We start from the raw sequence: 20135 nt of genomic DNA on the forward strand, positions 1-20135 counted from the left end.
CGTTCTCGGTCCGGCGGCTCTCAGGAAGATCCGGTGTGAGAAGCGTGGCATGGCGGGCGGGACTTTCGTTCTGACGGAAGGACTCTCATGCATACCGTGACTCTTCAACATCTGGCGCTGGACGGCATCTCCCAGCGCTACGCCGGACGCCGTGTCCTCAGCGACATCACCTTCGCCGTCTCTCCGGGACAGCGGGTGGGTCTGATCGGGGAGAACGGTTCCGGCAAATCCACCGTGCTGCGCATCGCCGCCGGTGCCCAGCGCCCGGATGCGGGTCTGGTGCTCCGGCCGGAACGCCTGGGGTACTTCGCCCAGGAGCTCGACGCGCCTCCCGGCAGCACTGCCGGCGAGGTGCTGGACCGTGCCCAGCGCCCGGCCCTCGACGCGCTGGCCGCGCTGGAGAGCCAGGACGTGGACGCCTATGCGCAGGCTCTCGACGACGCCGAACGGCTGGGCGCCTGGAGCGCTCAGGCGCGGCGAGGGGAAGTCCTCGCCGGGCTGGGACTCTCCGGCCTCGACGAACGGACGCCCGTGGAACGGCTGTCCGGTGGGCAGCGTTCCCGGCTGGCGCTCGCGGCGCTCCTCCTGGAGGAGCCCGACGCGCTGCTCCTGGACGAGCCGAGCAATCATCTGGACGACGCCGCCGTGGCGTATCTGGAATCCGCCTTGCGCGACTGGAAGGGCCCCGTGCTCTTCGCCAGTCACGACCGCACCTTCCTGGACCGGGTGGCCACACGAATCGTGGACCTGGACCCCTTGCCGGTGCCGGCCGTGGTGCTGGCCGACGCCGCCTCACCGGGCGCCTCAGCGCCGGAGGGGGCTGCAGACGCCGCAGGTGCGGAGCCGGGCGACACGACCTCCGACAGCGGCAGCGGGCTGGGGGTCCGCCACTTCGGTGGGGACTACAGCAGCGCTCTCCGTGCGCGTCGGGACCTCATGCGGCAGTGGCGTGACCGCTACGCCGCGGAACAGGCCGAACTTCTCGCACTGCGCGAGGAGATCGAGGTGGGCGCCCGTAACGTCAACCGCAAGTCCGACCCCCGGACCGAGGCGCGGGCCTCCCGGAAGTTCTATGCCGACAAGGACGCCCGGGTCATCGCCCGCCGTGCGCGCAATGCGCGGGTCCGCCTCGAGACGCTGGAGAGCGGGAGGGTCCGGCGCCCGCCGGAGCCTCTGCGCTTCGCCGGCTTCGACCCTGCCTTCACGGCGCTGGGCGATGTGACGGCGGAAGCGGCTTCGACGACGGCGGCGCGGCCGGCGTCGTCGGGCGCGGACCTGGTGCCTGGCCGGCACGGTGACCATGACGCCGGGCCGCAGGGTCCCGCCGCGGAGTCGGTGCTCCGTGCCCACCGCGTGGCCGTCCCCGGACGGCTGGAACCGGTGTCCTTCGGGCTCGCCCCGCAGGGCAGGCTGCTCCTGACGGGAGCCAACGGCAGCGGGAAGTCGACGCTGCTGAAGGTCTTGGCCGGAGGGGTCTCGCATGAGGGCGAGATCCTCCGGTCCGACGGCGCCACCGTGGGCTATCTGGCACAGGACACCGTGTTCGACGACCCCGGCCTGAGCGCCGCCGCCTGGTACGCACGTGCCGTGGGCTACGAACGGGCCGAGAGCACACCTCTCGCATCCCTGGGGCTGCTTCCCGAGCGCGACACGGGACGGGCCCTCGGCGAGCTCAGCATCGGGCAGCAGCGGCGCGTGGCGCTCGCGGCTCTCGTGGCGGACCCGCCGAGAGTGCTCCTCCTGGACGAGCCGAGCAACCACCTGTCCTTGGCCCTGGTCGAGGAACTCGAGGAGGCGCTGGAGAGCTTCGCCGGAGCCGTCGTGATCGCGACCCACGACCGCTGGCTGCGCACGCGCTGGCGCGAACGGAACGTCCCGGAGATCAGCCTCGGCTGAGCCGGAGGCGGCGTCGCCCGTTCCGGTCCCTGTCGTGCCGTGACCGGTGCGTCATCACCGCCGAAACAGCGAGTTCCCGTCGAAACAGTGCGTTAAACACACGGTTTCGACGGGAACTCACTGTTTCAGCGGAATCAGGTCCGTCCGGTGCAGGTGGAGCGGCTCGGGGTTGCTCGGGAATCAGTGGCTTTCGAGCCAGGACTGCGCCTGCTGAGCCTGCAGGTTGAGGGCCTTGCCGACTAGGGGCTCGGCCGCGCCGGCGATCTTGCCGCCCAGGAACGGGATGGAGGACGTCACTTCGCCTTCGACGTCGATCCGGGTCTGACCGTCCACCGGGACGAGCTTCTGCAGAGCGGAGGCGCTCACGGGTGCGCCGCTGATCGAGATCTGGATGTCGGCCTGGCGGCTGCCGTCCTCCAGGGGAGCGGTCCACGACTCACGCTGCGTCACGGTGAGGGCCTCACCCACCACCTTGCGGGCGATCTCGGGAAGACGGGTGGTCGGGACCGTGCGCACCACGGTGGCCGTGAAGGCGGCGGCCGTGTCGCCCTCGATGGTGAAAGCCTCCAGGGTGCCCCCCACGAGTTCGCTCACGTGGCGGACGAAGTTCTCGTCGACCAGAACGGCCGCCACCTCCGGCAGTCCGAAGGGCACGGTGGTCGAAGCGTTCAGGGCCATGGATCCTCCAAGGTAGGGTGCGCCCACGCGGTCTGCGGGGCCTCCACCATGGTAGGCGGGTTCCTGTGAATCCGGGTCTTCAGGGGATTCACAGGCGCCGGAGATTGGCCAGATCGGACCGTATGCCCTACGCTCTATAAAGGTTTGATAACGAACCCAGCCGCCGGAGATCTGATCCGGCGGAGACAACGCCCGCTGAGGACTCCCTGTCCACGGGCTGAATATGCCGGGTCACTGCCGTCCACCGACCGCCACCGTCTGTGCCGTGACCACGTCCTGACCTCAAGACGTCAGGGGCCGGTGGCGTACGAGGATTTCCGGGGACGGAATGAGTACCGGTGGAGCCCCGAGCATTTGGAAATCATGAAGCAGAACGCAATCTCCCTGGCTACCCGTCGCTCTCTTGCAGTCGTCGCCGCTTCCGGCGCGATCCTCGGTGGAGTCGCCCTCGCGGCTCCCGCGGCGAATGCAGCCGGCGAGTCCACCTGGGATGCACTGGCTCAGTGCGAGTCGGGTGGCAACTGGTCCATCAACACGGGCAACGGCTACTACGGTGGCCTGCAGTTCGACCAGAGCACGTGGCAGGCCTACGGCGGCACCGGTTCCGCCGCCCAGGCCTCCAAGTCCCAGCAGATCGCCGTCGCCGAGAAGGTCCAGGCGAACCAGGGCTGGGGCGCCTGGCCGTCCTGCTCCGCCCAGCTGGGCCTCTCGGGCAACGGCGGCGGTTCCGCCGCTGCGGCCCCGGCCCCGGCGCAGAACACCCAGATCCAGGCCCAGGGTCAGTACACCCAGCAGGCCCCTGAGCAGGCTCCCGTGGAGCAGGCCCCGGTCCAGCAGGCTCCTGTCGAGCAGACGCAGCCCGCTCCGCGCCACGCGGCCGAGGTCCCCGTGACCGGTGAGACCTACACGGTCAAGTCCGGCGACACCCTCGCCAAGATCGCGCAGAAGCTCGGTCTGAAGGGCGGCTGGGAGCTCCTGGCCGATGCCAACGCGAACACCGTGACCGACGTGAACCTGATCTTCCCGGGTCAGGAGCTGCAGATCCCCGCCGAGTAATCGGCAGCGGTTCTCCGGCACAGGACTCCTCCCGGCCCGCCCCTCGCGAGAGATCGGGGCCGGGAGGGATCCCGCGTTGCGGATTACACTGGAAACACCCGGTACTTTCCCAAGTCCCGGGTGTTTGTGTTGTCCGGAATGGTCCGTGGCGACGCCCCTTCACCGAGCCCGCCAGGAAAGCAGCAGCCCGCATGAGTCCTCGCACCGCATCCGCCACGTCCTCCCAGAACCCCGCCGTGTTCCAGGCACAGCTCGCGGGCATCCGCACCGTCCTGGCTGAAGACCCGGCCTTCGGGAACCTGCGGGTGTCCGCGGCCCAGGGCACCCGGCGCAGCGACGACTTCCACCTGGGTGCGCCGAGCGGCCTCAACCCCGTGGTCATCGCCGAGCTGGTGGACGGGCTCAAGGAGCTGGACTCCGAGAGGCGCGACGCCGGTGCCGCTGCTTCCGCGGCCACGGCGCCCGCCGTCGTGCTCGCCGTGACGGCGACGGGGCGGGAGGCGGAGGACCTGGCCGCCGCCCTGCGCGCCTACCTTCCCGAGGACGAGGTGGCCGAGTTCCCCAGCTGGGAGACGCTGCCTCATGAGCGGCTCTCGCCGCGTTCGGACACGGTCGGGCGCCGCCTGACCGTGCTGCGCCGACTGGCCCACCCGGAGGCGTTCGCCACCCCGCTGCGCGTCGTCGTGGCGCCCGTGCGCGCCGTCGTCCAGCCGATCGTGGCCGGCCTCGGCGACCTGGAACCCGTCACGGTGCGAGTCGGCGCGGAGGAGCCGTTCGAAGATCTCGTCCGCCGCCTCGCCGCCGCGGCGTACGCCCGCGTGGACATGGTGACGCACCGGGGTGAGTTCGCCGTCCGCGGCGGGATCCTCGACGTCTTCCCGCCCACAGAGAACCACCCCATCCGCATCGAGTTCTTCGGCGACGAGGTCGAGCAGATGCGCTACTTCGCGGTCGCCGACCAGCGCTCCCTCTCCGTGGGCGACGGCGTCGTGCACCCCGAGGTCCTGTGGGCCCCGCCGTGCCGCGAACTGCTCATCACGCCGTCCGTCATGTCCCGCGCCGCGAAGCTGCAGAAGAGCATGCCCGGTGCCGCGGACATGCTGGAGAAGATCGCGGGCGGGATCACCGTGGAGGGCATGGAGTCCCTGGCGCCCGTGCTGGTCGACTCCATGGTGCCGTTCGTCTCGTCCCTGCCCGAGGGCTCGATCGCGTTCATGATCGAACCGGAGAAGGTCCGCCTGCGCGCCCACGACCTCATCGCGACCAACGAGGAGTTCCTCGCGGCCGCGTGGTCCACCGCCTCGGACGGCGGCGCAGCGCCGCTGGACCTCGGCCTGGACCCGGAGGCCCTCCTGCATGAGGCGAGCTTCCGCACGCTCGCGGACACCCGGACCGACGCGCAGTCGGCGGGCGTCTCCTGGTGGGACGTCTCCACCCTTGGCGTGGACGAGGAGCTGGGGCACGACGTCGACGTGCTGGCGCTGCGGGCCAGGGAACCGCGCGGATACCGCGGCGATGTGGGGGAGATGCTGGAGTTCATCTCCTCCCGGATCAAGGACTCCTGGCGGCTCGTCGTCGTCACGGACGGCCCGGGTCCGGCGCAGCGCCTCGCCGAGCTGTTCCACGACGCCGACGTGCCCTGTGCCCGCGTGGACCGCCTGGCGGACGCGCCGGCTCCCGGCATCATCGAGATCACGACGGCGGAGGCCGGCCACGGCTTCGTGCTGGACGGACTGAAGTTCGGCGTCCTGACCGAGGCCGATCTGCTCGGTCGCTCGAGCGCCCGCGGCGGCACCAAGGACATGCGGAAGATGCCGTCCCGGCGCCGCAACGCCGTCGACCCGCTGTCCCTGCACGCCGGAGACTTCGTCGTGCACGAACAGCACGGCATCGGCCGGTTCGTGGAGCTGGTGCAGCGGAAGACCGCCGGCTCGGACGGGGTGCGCGAGTACCTGGTCCTGGAGTACGCGCCGTCCAAGCGCGGCGCCCCCGGGGACCGCCTCTTCGTCCCCACCGATCAGCTGGATCAGGTCACCCGTTACGTCGGCGGTGACACCCCGGCGCTCAGCAAGATGGGCGGCTCCGACTGGGCCTCCACCAAGTCCAAGGCGCGCCGGGCGGTCAAGGAGATCGCCGGGGAGCTCATCCGGCTGTACTCGGCCCGCATGGCGTCCAAGGGGCACGCCTTCGGGCAGGACACCCCCTGGCAGCGCGAACTGGAGCAGGCGTTCCCGTATGTCGAGACCCCGGATCAGCTGACCACCATCAACGAGGTCAAGGCGGACATGGAGAAGGAGATCCCCATGGATCGCCTCGTCTCCGGAGACGTCGGCTACGGCAAGACCGAGATCGCGGTCCGTGCCGCATTCAAGGCCATCCAGGACGGCAAGCAGGTGGCCGTCCTGGTGCCCACCACGCTCCTCGCCCAGCAGCACCACGAGACCTTCAGTGAGCGGTTCTCCGGGTTCCCGGTCCGGGTCCGCGCCCTGTCCCGGTTCCAGACCGCCAAGGAGTCCAAGGAGACGCTCGCCGGCGTCAAGGACGGCAGCGTGGATCTCGTGATCGGCACGCACCGCCTCCTGTCGAAGGAGATCGAGTTCAAGGATCTGGGCCTCGTCATCATCGACGAGGAACAGCGGTTCGGCGTGGAGCACAAGGAAGCGCTCAAGAAGATGCGCACCAACGTGGACGTGCTGGCCATGTCCGCCACCCCGATCCCGCGCACCCTCGAGATGTCCCTCACCGGCATCCGGGAGACCTCCACGCTGGCCACGCCGCCGGAGGAGCGCCATCCCGTGCTCACCTATGTGGGCCCGTACACGGACAAGCAGGTCTCCGCCGCGGTCCGCCGCGAACTCATGCGCGAGGGCCAGGTGTTCTTCGTGCACAACCGGGTGTCCTCGATCGACCGGGTGGCCGCGTCCATCCGCGAGCTGGTCCCGGAGGCCCGCGTCGAGGTGGCCCACGGTCAGATGACCGAGGCCCGCCTGGAACAGATCATCGTGGACTTCTGGGAGAAGCGGTTCGACGTGCTGGTCTGCACCACCATCATCGAGACCGGCCTGGACATCTCCAACGCCAACACCCTGATCGTGGACGGCGCCAACAACTACGGTCTCTCGCAGCTGCACCAGCTCCGTGGCCGCGTGGGCCGTGGCCGGGAGCGGGCCTACGCGTACTTCCTGTACCCGTCGGAGAAGCCGCTGGGCGAGGTGGCCCTGGAACGTCTCAAGGCCGTCGCCGCGCACAACGAACTCGGCGCCGGCATGCAGCTCGCCATGAAGGACCTCGAGATCCGCGGCGCGGGCAACCTCCTGGGCGGCGAGCAGTCGGGCCACATCCAGGGGGTGGGCTTCGACCTCTACATCCGCCTGGTCGGCGAGGCCGTGGCGGAGTACCGCGGGGAGAAGGAGGAAGCGGCGGCCGAGATGAAGATCGAGCTGCCGATCAACGCCCACCTGCCGCACGACTACGTTCCGGGGGAGCGGCTGCGGCTCGAGGCCTACCGCAAGCTCGCCGCGGCTCACACGGAGGCGGCCATCGACGAGGTGCGCGACGAACTAGTGGACCGCTACGGTGAGCCGCCCGCTCCCGTGGTCAACCTCCTGGACGTGGCGCGCTTCCGGGTGGCCGCCCGTGCGGTCGGCCTGACCGACGTCGCGGTCCAGGGGAACTTCATCAAGTTCGCCCCGGCGGCGCTGCCGGAGTCCAAGACCATGCGCCTGAGCCGCATGTACCCGGGTTCCCAGATCAAGCCGGCGCTCAACGCGGTGCTGATCCCGAAGCCGAAGACGGCGCGGGTCGGGGGACGCGATCTCGCCGACGCGCAGGTCCTCGAGTGGGCGCGCAATGTCCTCGCGGCGATCTTCGAGGACTAGACACGCTTCGAAGGCCAGGCGGCCGGCGCCGCGCCCTGTTTCACTTCTAGCGGGGTTATCGACCCGCGAAAAGTGAAACAGGGCGCGGCGCCGCACAAGAACACTCTGGAAACACAGCACCACCCAGGAATCGACGAAGGCCCCGGAGGCGAACCTCCGGGGCCTTCGTGCTGCTGGCAAGCGTTACTTGGCGTCCTGCTTGGCGCGCTCGAGCTCGGCGAGCGTGTCGGAACGGCCGAGGACGTGCTGCGGGATGGCGAAGGCCAGCGCGAACAGGACCAGGGTCACGGCGGCCGGCCAGGTGTTCTCCAGGCTCAGGAAGGACAGCGAGTAGACAGCCCCGGCGAACAGCGCGAAGCAGATGATGAACAGCACCAGGGACTGGACGGTGTTGTTCTCTTTGCCGATCGGACGGGACATGGTCTCCCAACTTTCTTTCTCATGACGTCCGCTGGGACGTCGTCAGTCTTCCGCAGGGCGGCCCGGACGGGGCTCGCTCTCGGGTCCCCGCGAGGGAACCCCGGGTTCTCAGTAGTCGCTCTGACCCTGTTCGCCCTTGACGATGGCGATGCCGGAGCTCGCGCCGATGCGGGTGGCACCAGCAGCAATCATAGCCTGTGCATCCTCCAGGCTCCGCACTCCGCCGGACGCCTTGACGCCCAGATCGGGACCCACGGTGGCGCGCATGAGCTTCACGTCCTCCACGGTCGCCCCGCCGCCGTTGAAGCCGGTGGAGGTCTTCACGAAGTCCGCGCCCGCCTCGACGGACGCCTGGCAGGCGAGGACCTTCTGCTCGTCCGTGAGCAGCGCGGTCTCGATGATGACCTTCAGGATCGCCTCGCCGTCGTGCACCGCGGCGGCCACGGCGGCGATGTCCTCGACGAGCGCGTCCTTGTCGTCCGCCCGGGCGGAGGCGATGTTGATGACCATGTCGATCTCCGCGGCGCCGTCCTCCACCGCGCCGCGTGCTTCGAAGACCTTCACATCGGTGGGCGTGGCGCCCAGCGGGAAGCCCACCACGGCACAGCACAGCACCTGGCTGCCCTTGAGCGCCTGGACGGCGGTCTTCACCCAGACCGGGTTCACGCACACGGACTTGAAACCGTACTCCACGGCCTCGGCGCAGAGGCGCTGCACGTCCTCGCGGCTCGCGTCCGGCTTGAGGAGGGTGTGGTCGATGTAAGAGGCGATGTTCGTGCTCATGGTCTTCCTTTGCATGCCTGATGTCGTGGCGCGGGGCGAGGGGTGGTGGCGCGCCGGGTGTGTGCGGTGATCCCCCCAGAATCTCATGCCGGGCGCTCAGACGCCCAGCGCGGACCTCATGCCGTCCAGCACGGCGTCCAGCCGGCGTCGGGCCTCCCGCTTGGCCGCGGGCAGCGCGTCCGCGCCGTCCACCGGCACGACCACTTCGAGGTAGCACTTGAGTTTCGGCTCGGTGCCACTGGGCCGCACGATCACCTGTGTGCCGTCCTCGCTGAGGTACTTGAGCCCGTTGGTGCCGGGAAGCTCCTCCGTGCCCTGCGACAGGTCCTGCGCGACGACGACGGCGGAGTCCGCCAGCGCCGCCGTGGGAGTCGCGCGGAGGGTCGCCATCATGGTGTCCAGCAGGCTGAGATCCGCCACCCGGACGCTCAGCTGATCGCTCGCATGCAGGCCGTGCTCCAGGGACAGCGCGTCGAGCAGACCGAAGAGCGAGGTGCCCTGGGCCTTGGCGTGTGCCGCGAGCTCCGCGATCAGCAGGGCGGCGGAGATCCCGTCCTTGTCGCGGGCCAGCTCCGGCGCCACGCAGTACCCGAGGGCCTCCTCGTAGCCGTAGACGAGGCCCGGCACGCGGGAGATCCATTTGAACCCGGTGAGGGTCTCACGGTGCTCATAGCCGGCGGCGGCCGCGATGCGGGAGAGCAGCCGGGAGGACACGATCGAATTCGCGAAGACACCTTCGGTCCGGCCCGCGAGGCGGTCGGCCATGTGGGCCCCCAGCAGGGCGCCCACCTCGTCGCCGCGCAGCATCCGCCACGCGCCACGGCCACCGTCGGCGTCCGGGTCGAAGGCGGCCACGGCGGCGCGGTCGGCGTCGGGGTCGTTAGCCAGGACCACGTCCGCGCCGCGCTCCGCGGCGAGGGCCAGGGCCAGATCGAGCGCGCCGGGCTCCTCCGGATTGGGGAAGCTCACGGTGGGGAAGTCGGGGTCGGGCTGTGCCTGCTCGGCGACCTGCGTCACCGACGGGAATCCGGCCTCGCGCAGGACCGCTTCGGTGGTCCGCCCGCCGACGCCGTGCATCGGGGTGAGGACGATGTCCAGGTCGCGCTCCGGGAAGCGGTCGGGCAGTGCCAGCGCGACCACGGCTGCGCGGTAGTCGTCCTCGATGGACGCCGGGAGGACCTCCCAGCCGGACTCCGCCAGGGCGATCGACCCGGACGGCCCGACCGCGGCGATCGCCGTTGCGATCCGCGCGTCGTACGGCTCCACGATCTGCGAGCCACGGGCGCCTTCCGGCACGGCGCGTCCGCCGAGGTAGACCTTGTAGCCGTTGTCCTGCGGCGGATTGTGGCTGGCTGTGACCATGACGCCGCCATCGGCGTCCAGGGCCCGCACCGCGTAGGCGAGCAGGGGGGTCGGCAGGGCGGAGGGCATGAGGAAGACCTCCAGGCCCGCGGCCGTGAAGACGGCCGCGGAGTCCCTCGCGAAGACGTCCGAGTTGTGGCGGGCGTCGAAGCCGACCACGACGCGCGGAGCGCGGGCCTCGCCGTCGGTGCCCAGGGCCTCGTTGAGGAAGGCCGCGAACCCGGCCGCGGCACGGCGCACCACCACGCGGTTCATCCGCATCGGACCCGGGCCCAGCGCGGCGCGGAGACCGGCCGTGCCGAACTGCAGGGTCCCGGAGAATGCGTCCTCCAGCTCGGCCGTCGCTGTGGCGGAGCCGTGCTCCGCGTCGTCCACGAGGGCGAGCAGCTGCGCCGCGGTGGCGCTGTCAGGGTCGGTGGCCGCCCACTCCCGGGCCTGCTGCGCGAGGCCGACGGGCAGGGGAGCGGAGGCGGCGTCGTCGTGCGCCGTGCTGTGCGGGGCCATGGCTCAGAGCTTGCCGATGATCTGGGCGAGCAGGGCGGAGATGCGCGGACCGGCGGCCTGGCCGGCTTCCAGGACCTCGGCGTGGCTGAGCGGCTCGGGGCTGATGCCCGCGGCGAGGTTCGTCACGAGGGAGATGCCGAAGACCTCCATGCCGGCCTGGCGGCCTGCGATGGCCTCCAGAGCGGTGGACATGCCGACGAGGCTCGCGCCGATGATCTTGGCCATCTGGACTTCGGCCGGGGTCTCGTAGTGCGGGCCGGTGAACTGTGCGTAGACGCCCTCCTCCAGGGTGGGGTCCACTTCGCGGGCCAGGCCGCGGATGCGGGAGGAGTACAGATCCGTGAGGTCCACGAAGGTGGCGCCTTCGAGCGGGGAGGCCGCCGTGAGGTTGATGTGGTCGCTGATCAGCACGGGGGTGCCGGGCTTCCAGTTCTCGTTCAGACCGCCGCAGCCGTTGGTCAGCACGAGCGTCTTGCAGCCGGCGGCCGCCGCGGTGCGGACGCCGTGCGCGACGGCGCGGACGCCCTTGCGCTCGTAGAAGTGCGTGCGGGCGCCGAGGACCAGGGCGCGCTTGCCGTCCGAGGTGAGGACCGAACGGATGGTGCCGGTGTGGCCGACCACGGCCGGGGCGTGGAAGCCGGGCACGGTCGCCGCGTCCAGGGTGTGGGTCGTCTCGCCGATGAGATCGGCGGCGCCGCCCCAGCCGGAGCCCAGCACCAGGGCGACGTCGTGCTGTTCGACCCCGGTTTCGCGGGCGATGTGCTCAGCGGCGAGCTTCGCGGCCTCGAAGGGATCCATCGTGTTCAAGTCCAAGGTAGTCACGGGAAAACCGTACTCGCAGGGCCGTGCTCTTGCCCAGCACGGGCTCCCGCGGGCATCGCCGTCTCCGTGGGATGCGTCACTTTCGGCCTGGTGACCGCTTCGTGACGGGTCCTCGGCTGGCAGTGGGGCAGTGCATGGGACAGAATTGTCCTTTGTGAGCACGCATCCTGATTTCGCCGCGCCCCGTATCGCCGTCCTCGGAGGTGGTCCCGGTGGTTACGAGGCCGCCGCGGTCGCCGCATCCCTGGGTGCGAAGGTCACCGTCATCGAGCGCAACGGCCTGGGAGGCGCCGCGGTCCTGAGCGACGTCGTGCCGTCCAAGACGCTGATCGCCACCGCCGACCTCATGGCGCGCGTCTCGGAGGCCCACTCCCTGGGTGTCCGTTTCGAGGTGGATTCCGGCGCGCCGACCATGGTGGCCGACCTCGAGCACATCGACCGCCGTGTCATGGAGCTGGCTCAGGAGCAGTCGGATGACATCCGCCGCAGCCTCGAGGAGGCCGGTGTGAAGGTGCTGATCGGCGACGGCGTGCTGCAGGACGACCGCACCATCAAGGTCACCACCAAGTCGGGTTCGGTGCGCACGGTCGACGCCGACGCCATCATCCTGGCCGTCGGCGCCCACCCCCGCGAGCTGCCGAGCGCCAAGCCGGACGGCGAGCGGATCCTGAACTGGACTCAGCTCTACAACCTGACCACGCTGCCCGAGGAACTGATCGTGGTCGGTTCCGGCGTGACCGGCGCCGAGTTCGCCTCCGCGTACAACGGTCTGGGGTCCAAGGTCACCCTGATCTCCAGCCGGGACCAGGTCCTCCCGGGCGAGGACAGCGACGCCGCCGACGTGCTGGAAGAGGTCTTCGAACGCCGCGGCGTCCGCGTCCTGTCCCGCTCGCGTGCCGAGAAGGTGGAGCGCACCGAGGACGGCGTGCTCGTCACCCTCGGCGACGGCAGCACCATCACGGGCACCCACTGCCTCATGTGCGTGGGCTCCATCCCGAACACCGAGGGCATCGGACTGGAGAACGCCGGAGTGGCGCTGACCGACTCGGGTCACATCAAGGTCGACGGCGTCTCCCGCACCACGGCTCACAACGTCTACGCGGCGGGCGACTGCACCGGGGTGTTCGCCCTGGCGTCCGTGGCCGCCATGCAGGGCCGCATCGCGGTGGCCCACATCATGGGCGACGGCGTCCGCCCCCTCAAGCTCAACGAGGTGGCGTCCAACATCTTCACCTCCCCGGAGATCGCCTCGGTGGGCGTCTCGGAGAAGGACCTCTCCACGGGCCGCTACCAGGGCGACGTCGTCATGCTGCCCCTCAAGTCGAACCCGCGCGCCAAGATGCGGAACTCCAAGGACGGCTTCGTCAAGATCATCTCCCGCAAGGGGTCGGGCACCGTGATCGGCGGCGTCGTGGTGGGCCCGAACGCCTCGGAGCTCATCTACCCGATCGGCCTGGCCGTGGCGAAGAAGCTGCACGTGGACGACGTCGCGAGCACCTTCACGGTCTTCCCGTCGCTGACCGGTTCCATCGCGGAGGCGGCGCGCCGCCTGCACGTGCACCACTACGACGGCTAGTCGCCACGGAGCCGTCTGCGGCGTCTATGGCATCCAGGACGACGACGGCGGGCTGAGCCAGTAGGCGGTCCCGTCGGGCTTCCGGCGGAGGATGTCCAGGTCCACGGCGTGGCGCCGGAAGAACGCGACGTCCTCGACCAGGACGGACAGCCGTTCATTGACCTGGGCCTCGGAGAGCACCTCCCCGTCCTGGACGCAGCGGGTGACGACCGCGTGGACGAGACCGTTCACGCTGCCCGGCGCCCGGCCCGCCAACGCGATCCTCGGGGTGGCGAGCAGGGCTTCGAGCTGCGCGGCCGGGTCCAGAGCCGCGAGGGCCTGCCCCAACACGTCCGGCGCGAGCCTGAGTCCGCGGCCTTCGGCGACGGCCAGGCCGCTCCGCATGAGATTCCCGGCGAGCCGCTCCTCGGCGTCGACGGTTTCTCCGGCGGCCAGACGGGCGACCAGGGGAGCGGACTTCGGTGACCGCAGGAGACTGAGGAGCACCCGGACGGAACTGAGAGCGGACATGCCCGCCACTCTATTGACTGCGGCCACGAGACCCCTCGAAAATCGTCGGAGGGCGAGCGTAGGCTGAACCCATGGATCTCCTCCTCGTACCCGGTCTCTGGCTCGACGCGTCCTCCTGGGATGAGGTGACCCCGGGGCTCGTCGCCGCCGGGCACCGTCCGCATGAAGGTCAAGAACTGGGCAGTAAGTATCTGAAAAGTCTTGTCACTTTGAGTCAACAGCCTTAGGCTCAGATGACGATGAGGGGCCATTGGGGGCTCCTCGTTACTGAATTGGGGAATTCGATGAGGCATCTGAGAGTAGTTCTCGCCAGCATTTCCGGCATACTTCTGCTTGCTGGACTTGCAACGCCAGCGCAGGCGACGCCTGGTCCGCGCATCACCAATAGCGATCGGCAACACATAAAGGACTTCTTCAAGACGTATGAGGTTCCGGCCCAAAATTGGGCACCTCTCCTGAGGACTTGGGAGTCAGGTCAGCCGTGGGACTCTAACAAAGGTGGAGATCCCGTCTCGGTGGAAACTCGAGACAAATCCGACGAGACGGTTCAGATCAGTAGGTTTGCTGACGGTTCGGTAAAGGTGACTACTGTCGAGAAGCCCGTGGTCGAGCTAAAGAGCGGAGAAGTCACGCCTTACGCATCGGTCCAAGGTTGTTCGGTGTACCGGACAAGCTATTCAGCAATATTCTCGGGGTGTGGCGTAAGCAATCAGTGGGGCAATGTTTATCTGGCTTTCAACGCCAACTTCGAGTCATGGGCTGGTGGCGGGAAAATCGACTGGGTTGGAAATCAGACCGGGACGTGTTGGGGATTGTCTTGTAATCAGCCGACTTGGGATCCTCAAAAGACCTCCTCAGATTATGCCGGACCGGCGATGCAGCGAATCCATATGTGGGTGACCCAGACTGTTGGGGTTCCTTTTTCCTGGGACACTTGGGTCCAGCTGAACGTCAACGGAAGTGGGGGATGGGCGACTAGCTCATAAACCGTCATGAACCAACCATCTGAGCTCAATCCGAACTATTGGGAAATGGGAATCGCTTCGATCCCCGTGGTCCTCGTTGCTGCGTTCATACTGACGACTTTGGTGCTAGCACTTGCTGACCGGCACTTGACCTTGGGATCTCGACTGCTCTGGGCGGCGCTGATCTTAGTGATACCGCTTCTTGGCGCGGTGCTCTATGTGGTACTTCGGGTACGCACGGCGGCTGTAAGAAAACGGCGCTCAACATAGTGGTACTCAATTTCGAGGGTACCGGGCGGTGCTGAGAGTGAATCGCCTGGTACCTCCAGGAACGCGCGGACCTCACCCCCGCAGATGCTCTGCGGGGGTGAGGTCCGCTTTGGAATCCGGGCACCGGCGCCCGGCCACACGACCCCTCGAAAATCGTCGGAGCGCGAGCGTAGGCTGACCCCATGGATCTCCTCCTCGTACCCGGTCTCTGGCTCGACGCGTCCTCCTGGGATGAGGTGACCCCGGGGCTCATCGCCGCCGGACACCGTCCGCATCCCCTCACTCTGCCCGGCGTCGGCGCGCCTGCTGCGGAGTCGTCCTCCCTCACCATCGACGACTGGGTCGCGGCGACAGTCACTCAGATCGACGCGCTGGACGGGCCCGTGGTCCTCGTCGGGCACAGCGGCGGAGGCAACGTCGTGTGGGGCGCCGCGGATGCGCGTCCGGACAAGGTCGCGCGCGTGATCCTCGTCGACACCGCCGTGCCGCCGCCCGGCGCCATGATCTCGGAATTCGACGTGGTGGACGGGGTGATCCCGTTCCCGGGCTGGGACTTCTTCGACGAGGAAGAGGTGTACGACCTCACCCCGGAGGTGCGGGAACGTGCCGCGAACGCCACCTTCAGCGTTCCGGCGCAGGTGCCCACGGGGCCCATCTCCCTGACGGACGAGCGACGGTACGACGTGCCGGTGACCGTTCTCTCGGGCGGCATGAACGAGGAGCAGTTCCGCGCGGCGCTGGCCCAGTGGGGTGCGTTCGCGGACGAGGCGGCGGCCGTGAAATCCCTCGACGTCGTGACCATCGGTTCGGGTCACTGGCCCCAGTTCTCCGTCCCGGAGCGGCTCACCGGTCTCATCGCAGAGGCTGCGTCCCGCTGACCTCCCGCCCGGCGGGGCGAGGGAGGCCGGAGCTTTTCTGAAAGGGTCCGTGCGAGTCATTCCACATACTGGACACGGTTGTCCAGTAGATGGACCCCGGTGGTTAAGATGAACGCCGTCTCATAGCATGGCGGCCGCTTCAGGGGGCGGGCCGCCCGGAAGGAAAGCCGGACCCATGTCATCCACTCCAGCCACACCGGCTGCCCCGGGAACTCCGGGGGCACCCGTGGCGGCGCCCGCCGCCAACACGCGAGGACGCGTGATCTTCGCCAGCCTCATCGGCACCACGATCGAGTTCTACGACTTCTATGCGTACGCCACGGCGTCCGTGCTCGTGTTCCCGCGGCTCTTCTTCCCGAACGCCACGGACATCAATGCGATCCTGAGCGCCTTCGCCATCTTCGGCGTGGCCTTCGTGGCCCGCCCCATCGGCTCCATCCTGTTCGGTCACTTCGGTGACAAGCTGGGCCGCAAGGGAACCCTGGTGGCTTCGCTGCTGACCATGGGCATCGCGACCTTCCTGATCGGTTTCCTTCCACCGGCCGCGGGCGGCTGGGTCGTGCTGGCCCCGCTGGCGCTCGTGGTCCTCCGGTTCGCGCAGGGCATCGCGCTGGGTGGCGAGTGGTCCGGCGCCGCGCTGCTGGCCACCGAGAACGCCCCGGCGGGCAAGCGCGCCATCTGGGGCACGTTCCCGCAGCTGGGTGCCCCCATCGGCTTCATCCTCTCGAACCTGATCTTCGTCGCCTTGCAGACCTGGCTCACCCCGCAGCAGTTCATGGACTGGGGCTGGCGCGTTCCGTTCATCCTCTCGGCCGTGATCGTGGCCGTCGGCCTGTACGTCCGCCTCAAGCTGGAGGAGTCGCTGTCGTTCCAGAAGGTCATCGCCGAGGACAAGGTCGCCCGCGTCCCGCTGGCCGTCACCTTCCGGTTCCACTGGCGCCAGGTGCTGGCCGGCACGTTCATCATGCTGGCCACCTACGTGCTCTTCTACCTCATGACAAGCTTCACGCTCACCTACGGCACCGCTGCCGACACCGCCGCCAAGGCCGAGGCCGCCGCGAAGAAGGCCGGGAAGGCCTTCGACCCCGCCGCCTTCGTCCCGGGTCTCGGCGTCGACAAGACGCTCTTCCAGTGGATGCTCATCCTCGGTGTGGTGTTCTTCGGCATCTTCACCGTGGTCTCCGGCCCGCTGGCCGAGAAGTACGGCCGCCGGAAGTTCCTGATCTGGGTCACCGCCGGGATCTTCGTGTTCGGCTGTGCCTGGACGCTCATGTTCGGCCCCGGCCCGGGCGCGGCGATGGTCGGCCTGATCATCGGCTTCACGCTGATGGGCCTGACCTTCGGACCGATGGCGGCCTATCTGCCGGAACTTTTCCCGTCGAACGTCCGCTACACCGGTTCGGCCGTGGCGTACAACCTTTCCAGCGTGATCGGCGCCGCCCCGGCGTCCTTCGTGGCGATCGCCCTCTGGCAGGCCGGCCACGGCAGCACGTGGATGGTGGGCGTCTACCTGGCGCTGGCCGCCGTCCTGACGCTGGTGGCCTTGTTCCTCACCCGCGAGACGGCGGACGTGGACTATGAGAACAACGTCGCCTGATTCCGTCTGACGGATTCGTCCAGAGCGGCGCGCACGGCCCGGCACCCCTGAAGGGTGCCGGGCCGTACCCGTTCCTGAGAACGGCTCCGGGTTCGCTTCGGTACCATGAGACGGTCACTCGGGATCGGCCGGGCGGGACTCCGGGGGCGGGGAGACCGCCGTCATCAGGAAGGTTCCGCACCATGCCCCCCTTGAGCGCTCTCGCCACCAGCTGGACCGCCGACATCCCCGCGCTGCTACTCGCCGCCGTCGTCGTGGTGCTGTATGTCCGGGGCGTGCGGAATGCCCCTCGCTGGCCCGTCAGGCGGACCCTGGGCTTCCTGCTGGGCATCCTGCTCTTCCTGTACCTGTCCTGCGGCTTCCCGGGCGTCTACGGCGCCTCCCTGCGGTGGGTCTTCACCGTCAAAGTGGCGGGGTACGTCTTCGTCGTGCCGCTGCTGCTCGCCGCGGGCCGCCCCCTGGCGCTCGCGCGGGAGACGCTCGGTCTGAACGGACGATGCCGGGTGGACGCCTTCATGGCCAGCCGCCCGGTCCGGGTGCTGTCCCACCCGGTGGTCTCGCCGCTGCTGAGCCTGGCGGTCTTCGCGTCCTTCCTGACGCCTGTCCTGTACCTGCTCCGGACCGATCCGCTGGCCGGCGCCCTGACGGTGGTTCTGGCCCCCGCCCTCGGCCTGCTCATGGTTCTGCCCGCGGTCGAGGGGGAGGAACGCCCCGCGAGCAGCGCGGTGATGGTGGTGGGGTTCATCTACGTCTTCATCGAGTTGCTGGCGGACGCCGTGCCGGGGATCCTCCTCCGGCTGTCCGGCACCGTGCTGGACGGGTTCGCCGGACCCGTGCCCGGCGCGCTGGGCTGGTTCCCGGGGGCTCTGCGGGATCAGCAGCTCGCCGGGGACCTCCTGTGGTTCGTGGCCGAAGTGGTGGACCTGCCGTTGATCATCCTGATGATGATGCGGTTCCAGCGCAGCGACAAGGCCGACGCTCAAGCCATCGACGACCTCAGCGACGACGAGCTGGCGGAGCTGAACCGGCGCCACTTGAACCGCTCCTGAGCACGCACAGGTCCGGAAACGCCGACGGCGCGGCACCCCTGAGGGTGCCGCGCCGTCGGCGTCGAATGAGGGTCAGTCCGCGATCGTGGCGAGCACGGCGCCCGCGGTGACGGTCTCGCCCGGCTGAGCGGTCAGGCCGGTCACGGTGCCGGCCTTGTGCGCCGTGAGGGGCTGCTCCATCTTCATGGCCTCCAGGACCACGATCAGATCGCCTTCGGCCACCACGTCACCGTCGGCCACGGCCACCTTCACGATGGTGCCCTGCATGGGGGAGGTGAGGTCATCGCCGCTGGCCGCGGCGGCCGCGCTTCCACGGCCGGACTTCTTCGGCTTGCGGGCCTTCGCGGCCTTGGCCGGGCCGGCCGCCACGGAGGCGAACGACGCGGGGAGGCTGACCTCCAGGCGCTTGCCGCCGACCTCCACCACGACGTTCTGGCGCGGTTCGGTGTCGTCCGCGGCGCCGGGGACGCCCGCGAACGGGGGAATGGTGTTGTCGAAGGCCGTCTCGATCCAGCGCGTGTGCACCTGGAATGGGCCTTCCTCCGGGGCGAAGGCCGGGTCGGAGACCACGGCGCGGTGGAACGGCGTCACGGTCGGCATGCCGGTGATCTCGAGCTCGGCGAGGGCGCGGCGCGAGCGCTCGAGCGCCTGCTTGCGGCTGGAACCGGTCACGATCAGCTTGGCCAGCATGGAGTCGAAGTTTTCGCTGATGACCTCGCCGGCCTGGATGCCCGAGTCCACGCGCACGCCGGGTCCGCTGGGGAAGCTGATGGTCTCCACGGTGCCGGGAGCCGGCATGAAGTTGCGGCCGGCGTCCTCGCCGTTGATGCGGAACTCGAAGGAGTGCCCGCGGATCTCGGGATCGTCGTAGCCCAGTTCCTCGCCACGGGCGAGACGGAACTGCTCACGGACCAGGTCCAGGCCGGAGACCTCTTCGGAGACGCAGTGCTCCACCTGGAGGCGGGTGTTGACCTCGAGGAAGCTGATGGTGCCGTCCTGGCCGACCAAGAACTCGCAGGTGCCGGCGCCGAGGTAACCGGCCTCCTTGAGGATGGCCTTGGAGGACTCGTAGAGGCTGCGGTTCTGCTCCTCGGTGAGGAACGGCGCGGGGGCCTCTTCGACCAGCTTCTGGTTGCGGCGCTGGAGCGAGCAGTCGCGGGTGGACACCACGACGACGTTGCCGTGGGCGTCCGCGAGGCACTGGGTCTCCACGTGGCGGGGGGAGTCGAGGAACTTCTCGACGAGGCACTCGCCGCGGCCGAAGGCCGTCACGGCCTCGCGCACGGCGGATTCGTAAAGCTCGGGGATCTCCTCGAGCGTGCGAGCGACCTTCAGTCCGCGCCCGCCACCGCCGAAGACGGCCTTGATGGCCACGGGAAGACCGAATTCCTGGGCGAAGGCGATGATCTCGTCGGCGTCCTTGACCGGGTCCTTGAGGCCCGGGGCCAGCGGTGCGCCGGCGGCGAGGGCGATGTGCTTGGCCTTGGCCTTGTCACCCAGGGCGTCGATGGCCTCGGGGGAGGGGCCGATCCAGGTCAGGCCCGCGTCGATCACGCCCTGGGCGAATTCGGCGTTCTCGGCGAGGAAGCCGTAGCCGGGGTGCACCGCGTCGGCGCCGGACTGGCGGGCCACGTCGAGGAGCTTGTCGATGACCAGGTACGACTCGGCGGCGGTGTTGCCACCCAGGGCGTACGCCTCGTCCGCGAGCTTGACGTGCAGGGCATCGCGATCCGGGTCGGCGTATACCGCCACGGACTGGATGCCTTCGTCACGGGCGGCTCGGATGACGCGCACTGCGATCTCGCCGCGATTGGCGATCAGCACCTTGCTCAACTGGGTCATGGCAGGGAACTCCTCGAAATTGTCAATTGACATCGACCTTAGTACCTCT

The 20135-nt window shown here is 69.0% G+C and carries 14 protein-coding genes and 1 pseudogene; 8 read left to right on the forward strand and 7 right to left on the reverse strand.

The window, feature by feature from the left end:
- Positions 1-87 precede the first annotated feature (87 nt).
- Positions 88-1896, forward strand: a complete 1809-nt coding sequence (locus P9849_RS04640; protein ID WP_278268520.1) for an ATP-binding cassette domain-containing protein — start codon at positions 88-90, stop codon at positions 1894-1896.
- A 180-nt stretch (positions 1897-2076) separates the two neighbouring features.
- On the opposite strand, the gene P9849_RS04645 is transcribed toward P9849_RS04640, so the two are convergent.
- Positions 2077-2574, reverse strand: a complete 498-nt coding sequence (locus P9849_RS04645) for a DUF2505 domain-containing protein (RefSeq protein ID WP_278268521.1) — start codon at positions 2572-2574, stop codon at positions 2077-2079.
- Between the two features lie 363 nt (positions 2575-2937).
- On the opposite strand from P9849_RS04645, the gene P9849_RS04650 reads away from it, so the two are divergent.
- Together P9849_RS04650 and mfd are read left to right on the forward strand one after the other, a co-directional pair.
- Positions 2938-3630, forward strand: a complete 693-nt coding sequence (locus P9849_RS04650; protein ID WP_278268522.1) for a transglycosylase family protein — start codon at positions 2938-2940, stop codon at positions 3628-3630.
- A gap of 191 nt (positions 3631-3821) precedes the next feature.
- Complete coding sequence (mfd, locus tag P9849_RS04655) at positions 3822-7508, forward strand: transcription-repair coupling factor (protein ID WP_278268523.1); 3687 nt, start codon at positions 3822-3824, stop codon at positions 7506-7508.
- 183 nt (positions 7509-7691) lie between these two features.
- On the opposite strand, the gene P9849_RS04660 is transcribed toward mfd, so the two are convergent.
- The 4 genes from P9849_RS04660 to P9849_RS04675 form a co-directional block, all read right to left on the reverse strand.
- The gene (locus tag P9849_RS04660; RefSeq protein WP_066216871.1) at positions 7692-7928 is read right to left on the reverse strand and encodes a hypothetical protein; all 237 of its coding nucleotides are present in this window, start codon (positions 7926-7928) and stop codon (positions 7692-7694) included.
- A gap of 108 nt (positions 7929-8036) precedes the next feature.
- Entirely contained in the window at positions 8037-8726 is a 690-nt protein-coding gene (deoC, locus tag P9849_RS04665; protein ID WP_278268524.1) for a deoxyribose-phosphate aldolase, read from the reverse strand.
- 81 nt (positions 8727-8807) lie between these two features.
- Positions 8808-10577 carry a phospho-sugar mutase gene (locus P9849_RS04670; RefSeq protein WP_278268525.1) on the reverse strand — a complete coding sequence of 590 codons (1770 nt, stop codon included), beginning with the start codon at positions 10575-10577 and terminating at the stop codon, positions 8808-8810.
- 3 nt (positions 10578-10580) lie between these two features.
- Positions 10581-11375, reverse strand: a complete 795-nt coding sequence (locus P9849_RS04675) for a purine-nucleoside phosphorylase (protein WP_107002134.1) — start codon at positions 11373-11375, stop codon at positions 10581-10583.
- Between the two features lie 178 nt (positions 11376-11553).
- On the opposite strand from P9849_RS04675, the gene P9849_RS04680 reads away from it, so the two are divergent.
- Complete coding sequence (locus P9849_RS04680; protein WP_278268526.1) at positions 11554-12975, forward strand: NAD(P)H-quinone dehydrogenase; 1422 nt, start codon at positions 11554-11556, stop codon at positions 12973-12975.
- A gap of 24 nt (positions 12976-12999) precedes the next feature.
- Here P9849_RS04680 and P9849_RS04685 read toward each other — a convergent pair whose 3' ends face one another.
- Positions 13000-13485 carry a DUF2087 domain-containing protein gene (locus P9849_RS04685; RefSeq protein WP_278268527.1) on the reverse strand — a complete coding sequence of 162 codons (486 nt, stop codon included), beginning with the start codon at positions 13483-13485 and terminating at the stop codon, positions 13000-13002.
- A 71-nt stretch (positions 13486-13556) separates the two neighbouring features.
- Here P9849_RS04685 and P9849_RS04690 point away from each other — a divergent pair.
- The 4 genes and pseudogenes from P9849_RS04690 to P9849_RS04705 form a co-directional block, all read left to right on the forward strand.
- A pseudogene (locus P9849_RS04690) lies at positions 13557-13649 on the forward strand (alpha/beta hydrolase); the annotation flags it as partial.
- A gap of 1253 nt (positions 13650-14902) precedes the next feature.
- Positions 14903-15598 (forward strand): alpha/beta hydrolase, encoded by a 696-nt coding sequence (locus tag P9849_RS04695; RefSeq protein WP_278268528.1) that lies wholly within the window; start codon positions 14903-14905, stop codon positions 15596-15598.
- Between the two features lie 175 nt (positions 15599-15773).
- Positions 15774-17195, forward strand: coding sequence for an MFS transporter (locus tag P9849_RS04700; protein ID WP_278268529.1), 1422 nt, complete (start codon positions 15774-15776; stop codon positions 17193-17195).
- A 182-nt stretch (positions 17196-17377) separates the two neighbouring features.
- Positions 17378-18244, forward strand: a complete 867-nt coding sequence (locus P9849_RS04705) for a cytochrome c oxidase assembly protein (protein WP_278268530.1) — start codon at positions 17378-17380, stop codon at positions 18242-18244.
- A 72-nt stretch (positions 18245-18316) separates the two neighbouring features.
- Here the strand turns inward: P9849_RS04705 and P9849_RS04710 are convergent, their stop codons facing one another.
- The gene (locus tag P9849_RS04710) at positions 18317-20119 is read right to left on the reverse strand and encodes a biotin carboxylase N-terminal domain-containing protein (RefSeq protein WP_278268531.1); all 1803 of its coding nucleotides are present in this window, start codon (positions 20117-20119) and stop codon (positions 18317-18319) included.
- Between the last annotated feature and the right edge of the window lie 16 nt (positions 20120-20135).

It is taken from the genome of Arthrobacter sp. Y-9, from assembly GCF_029690065.1.
Lineage (GTDB): Bacteria > Actinomycetota > Actinomycetes > Actinomycetales > Micrococcaceae > Arthrobacter_E.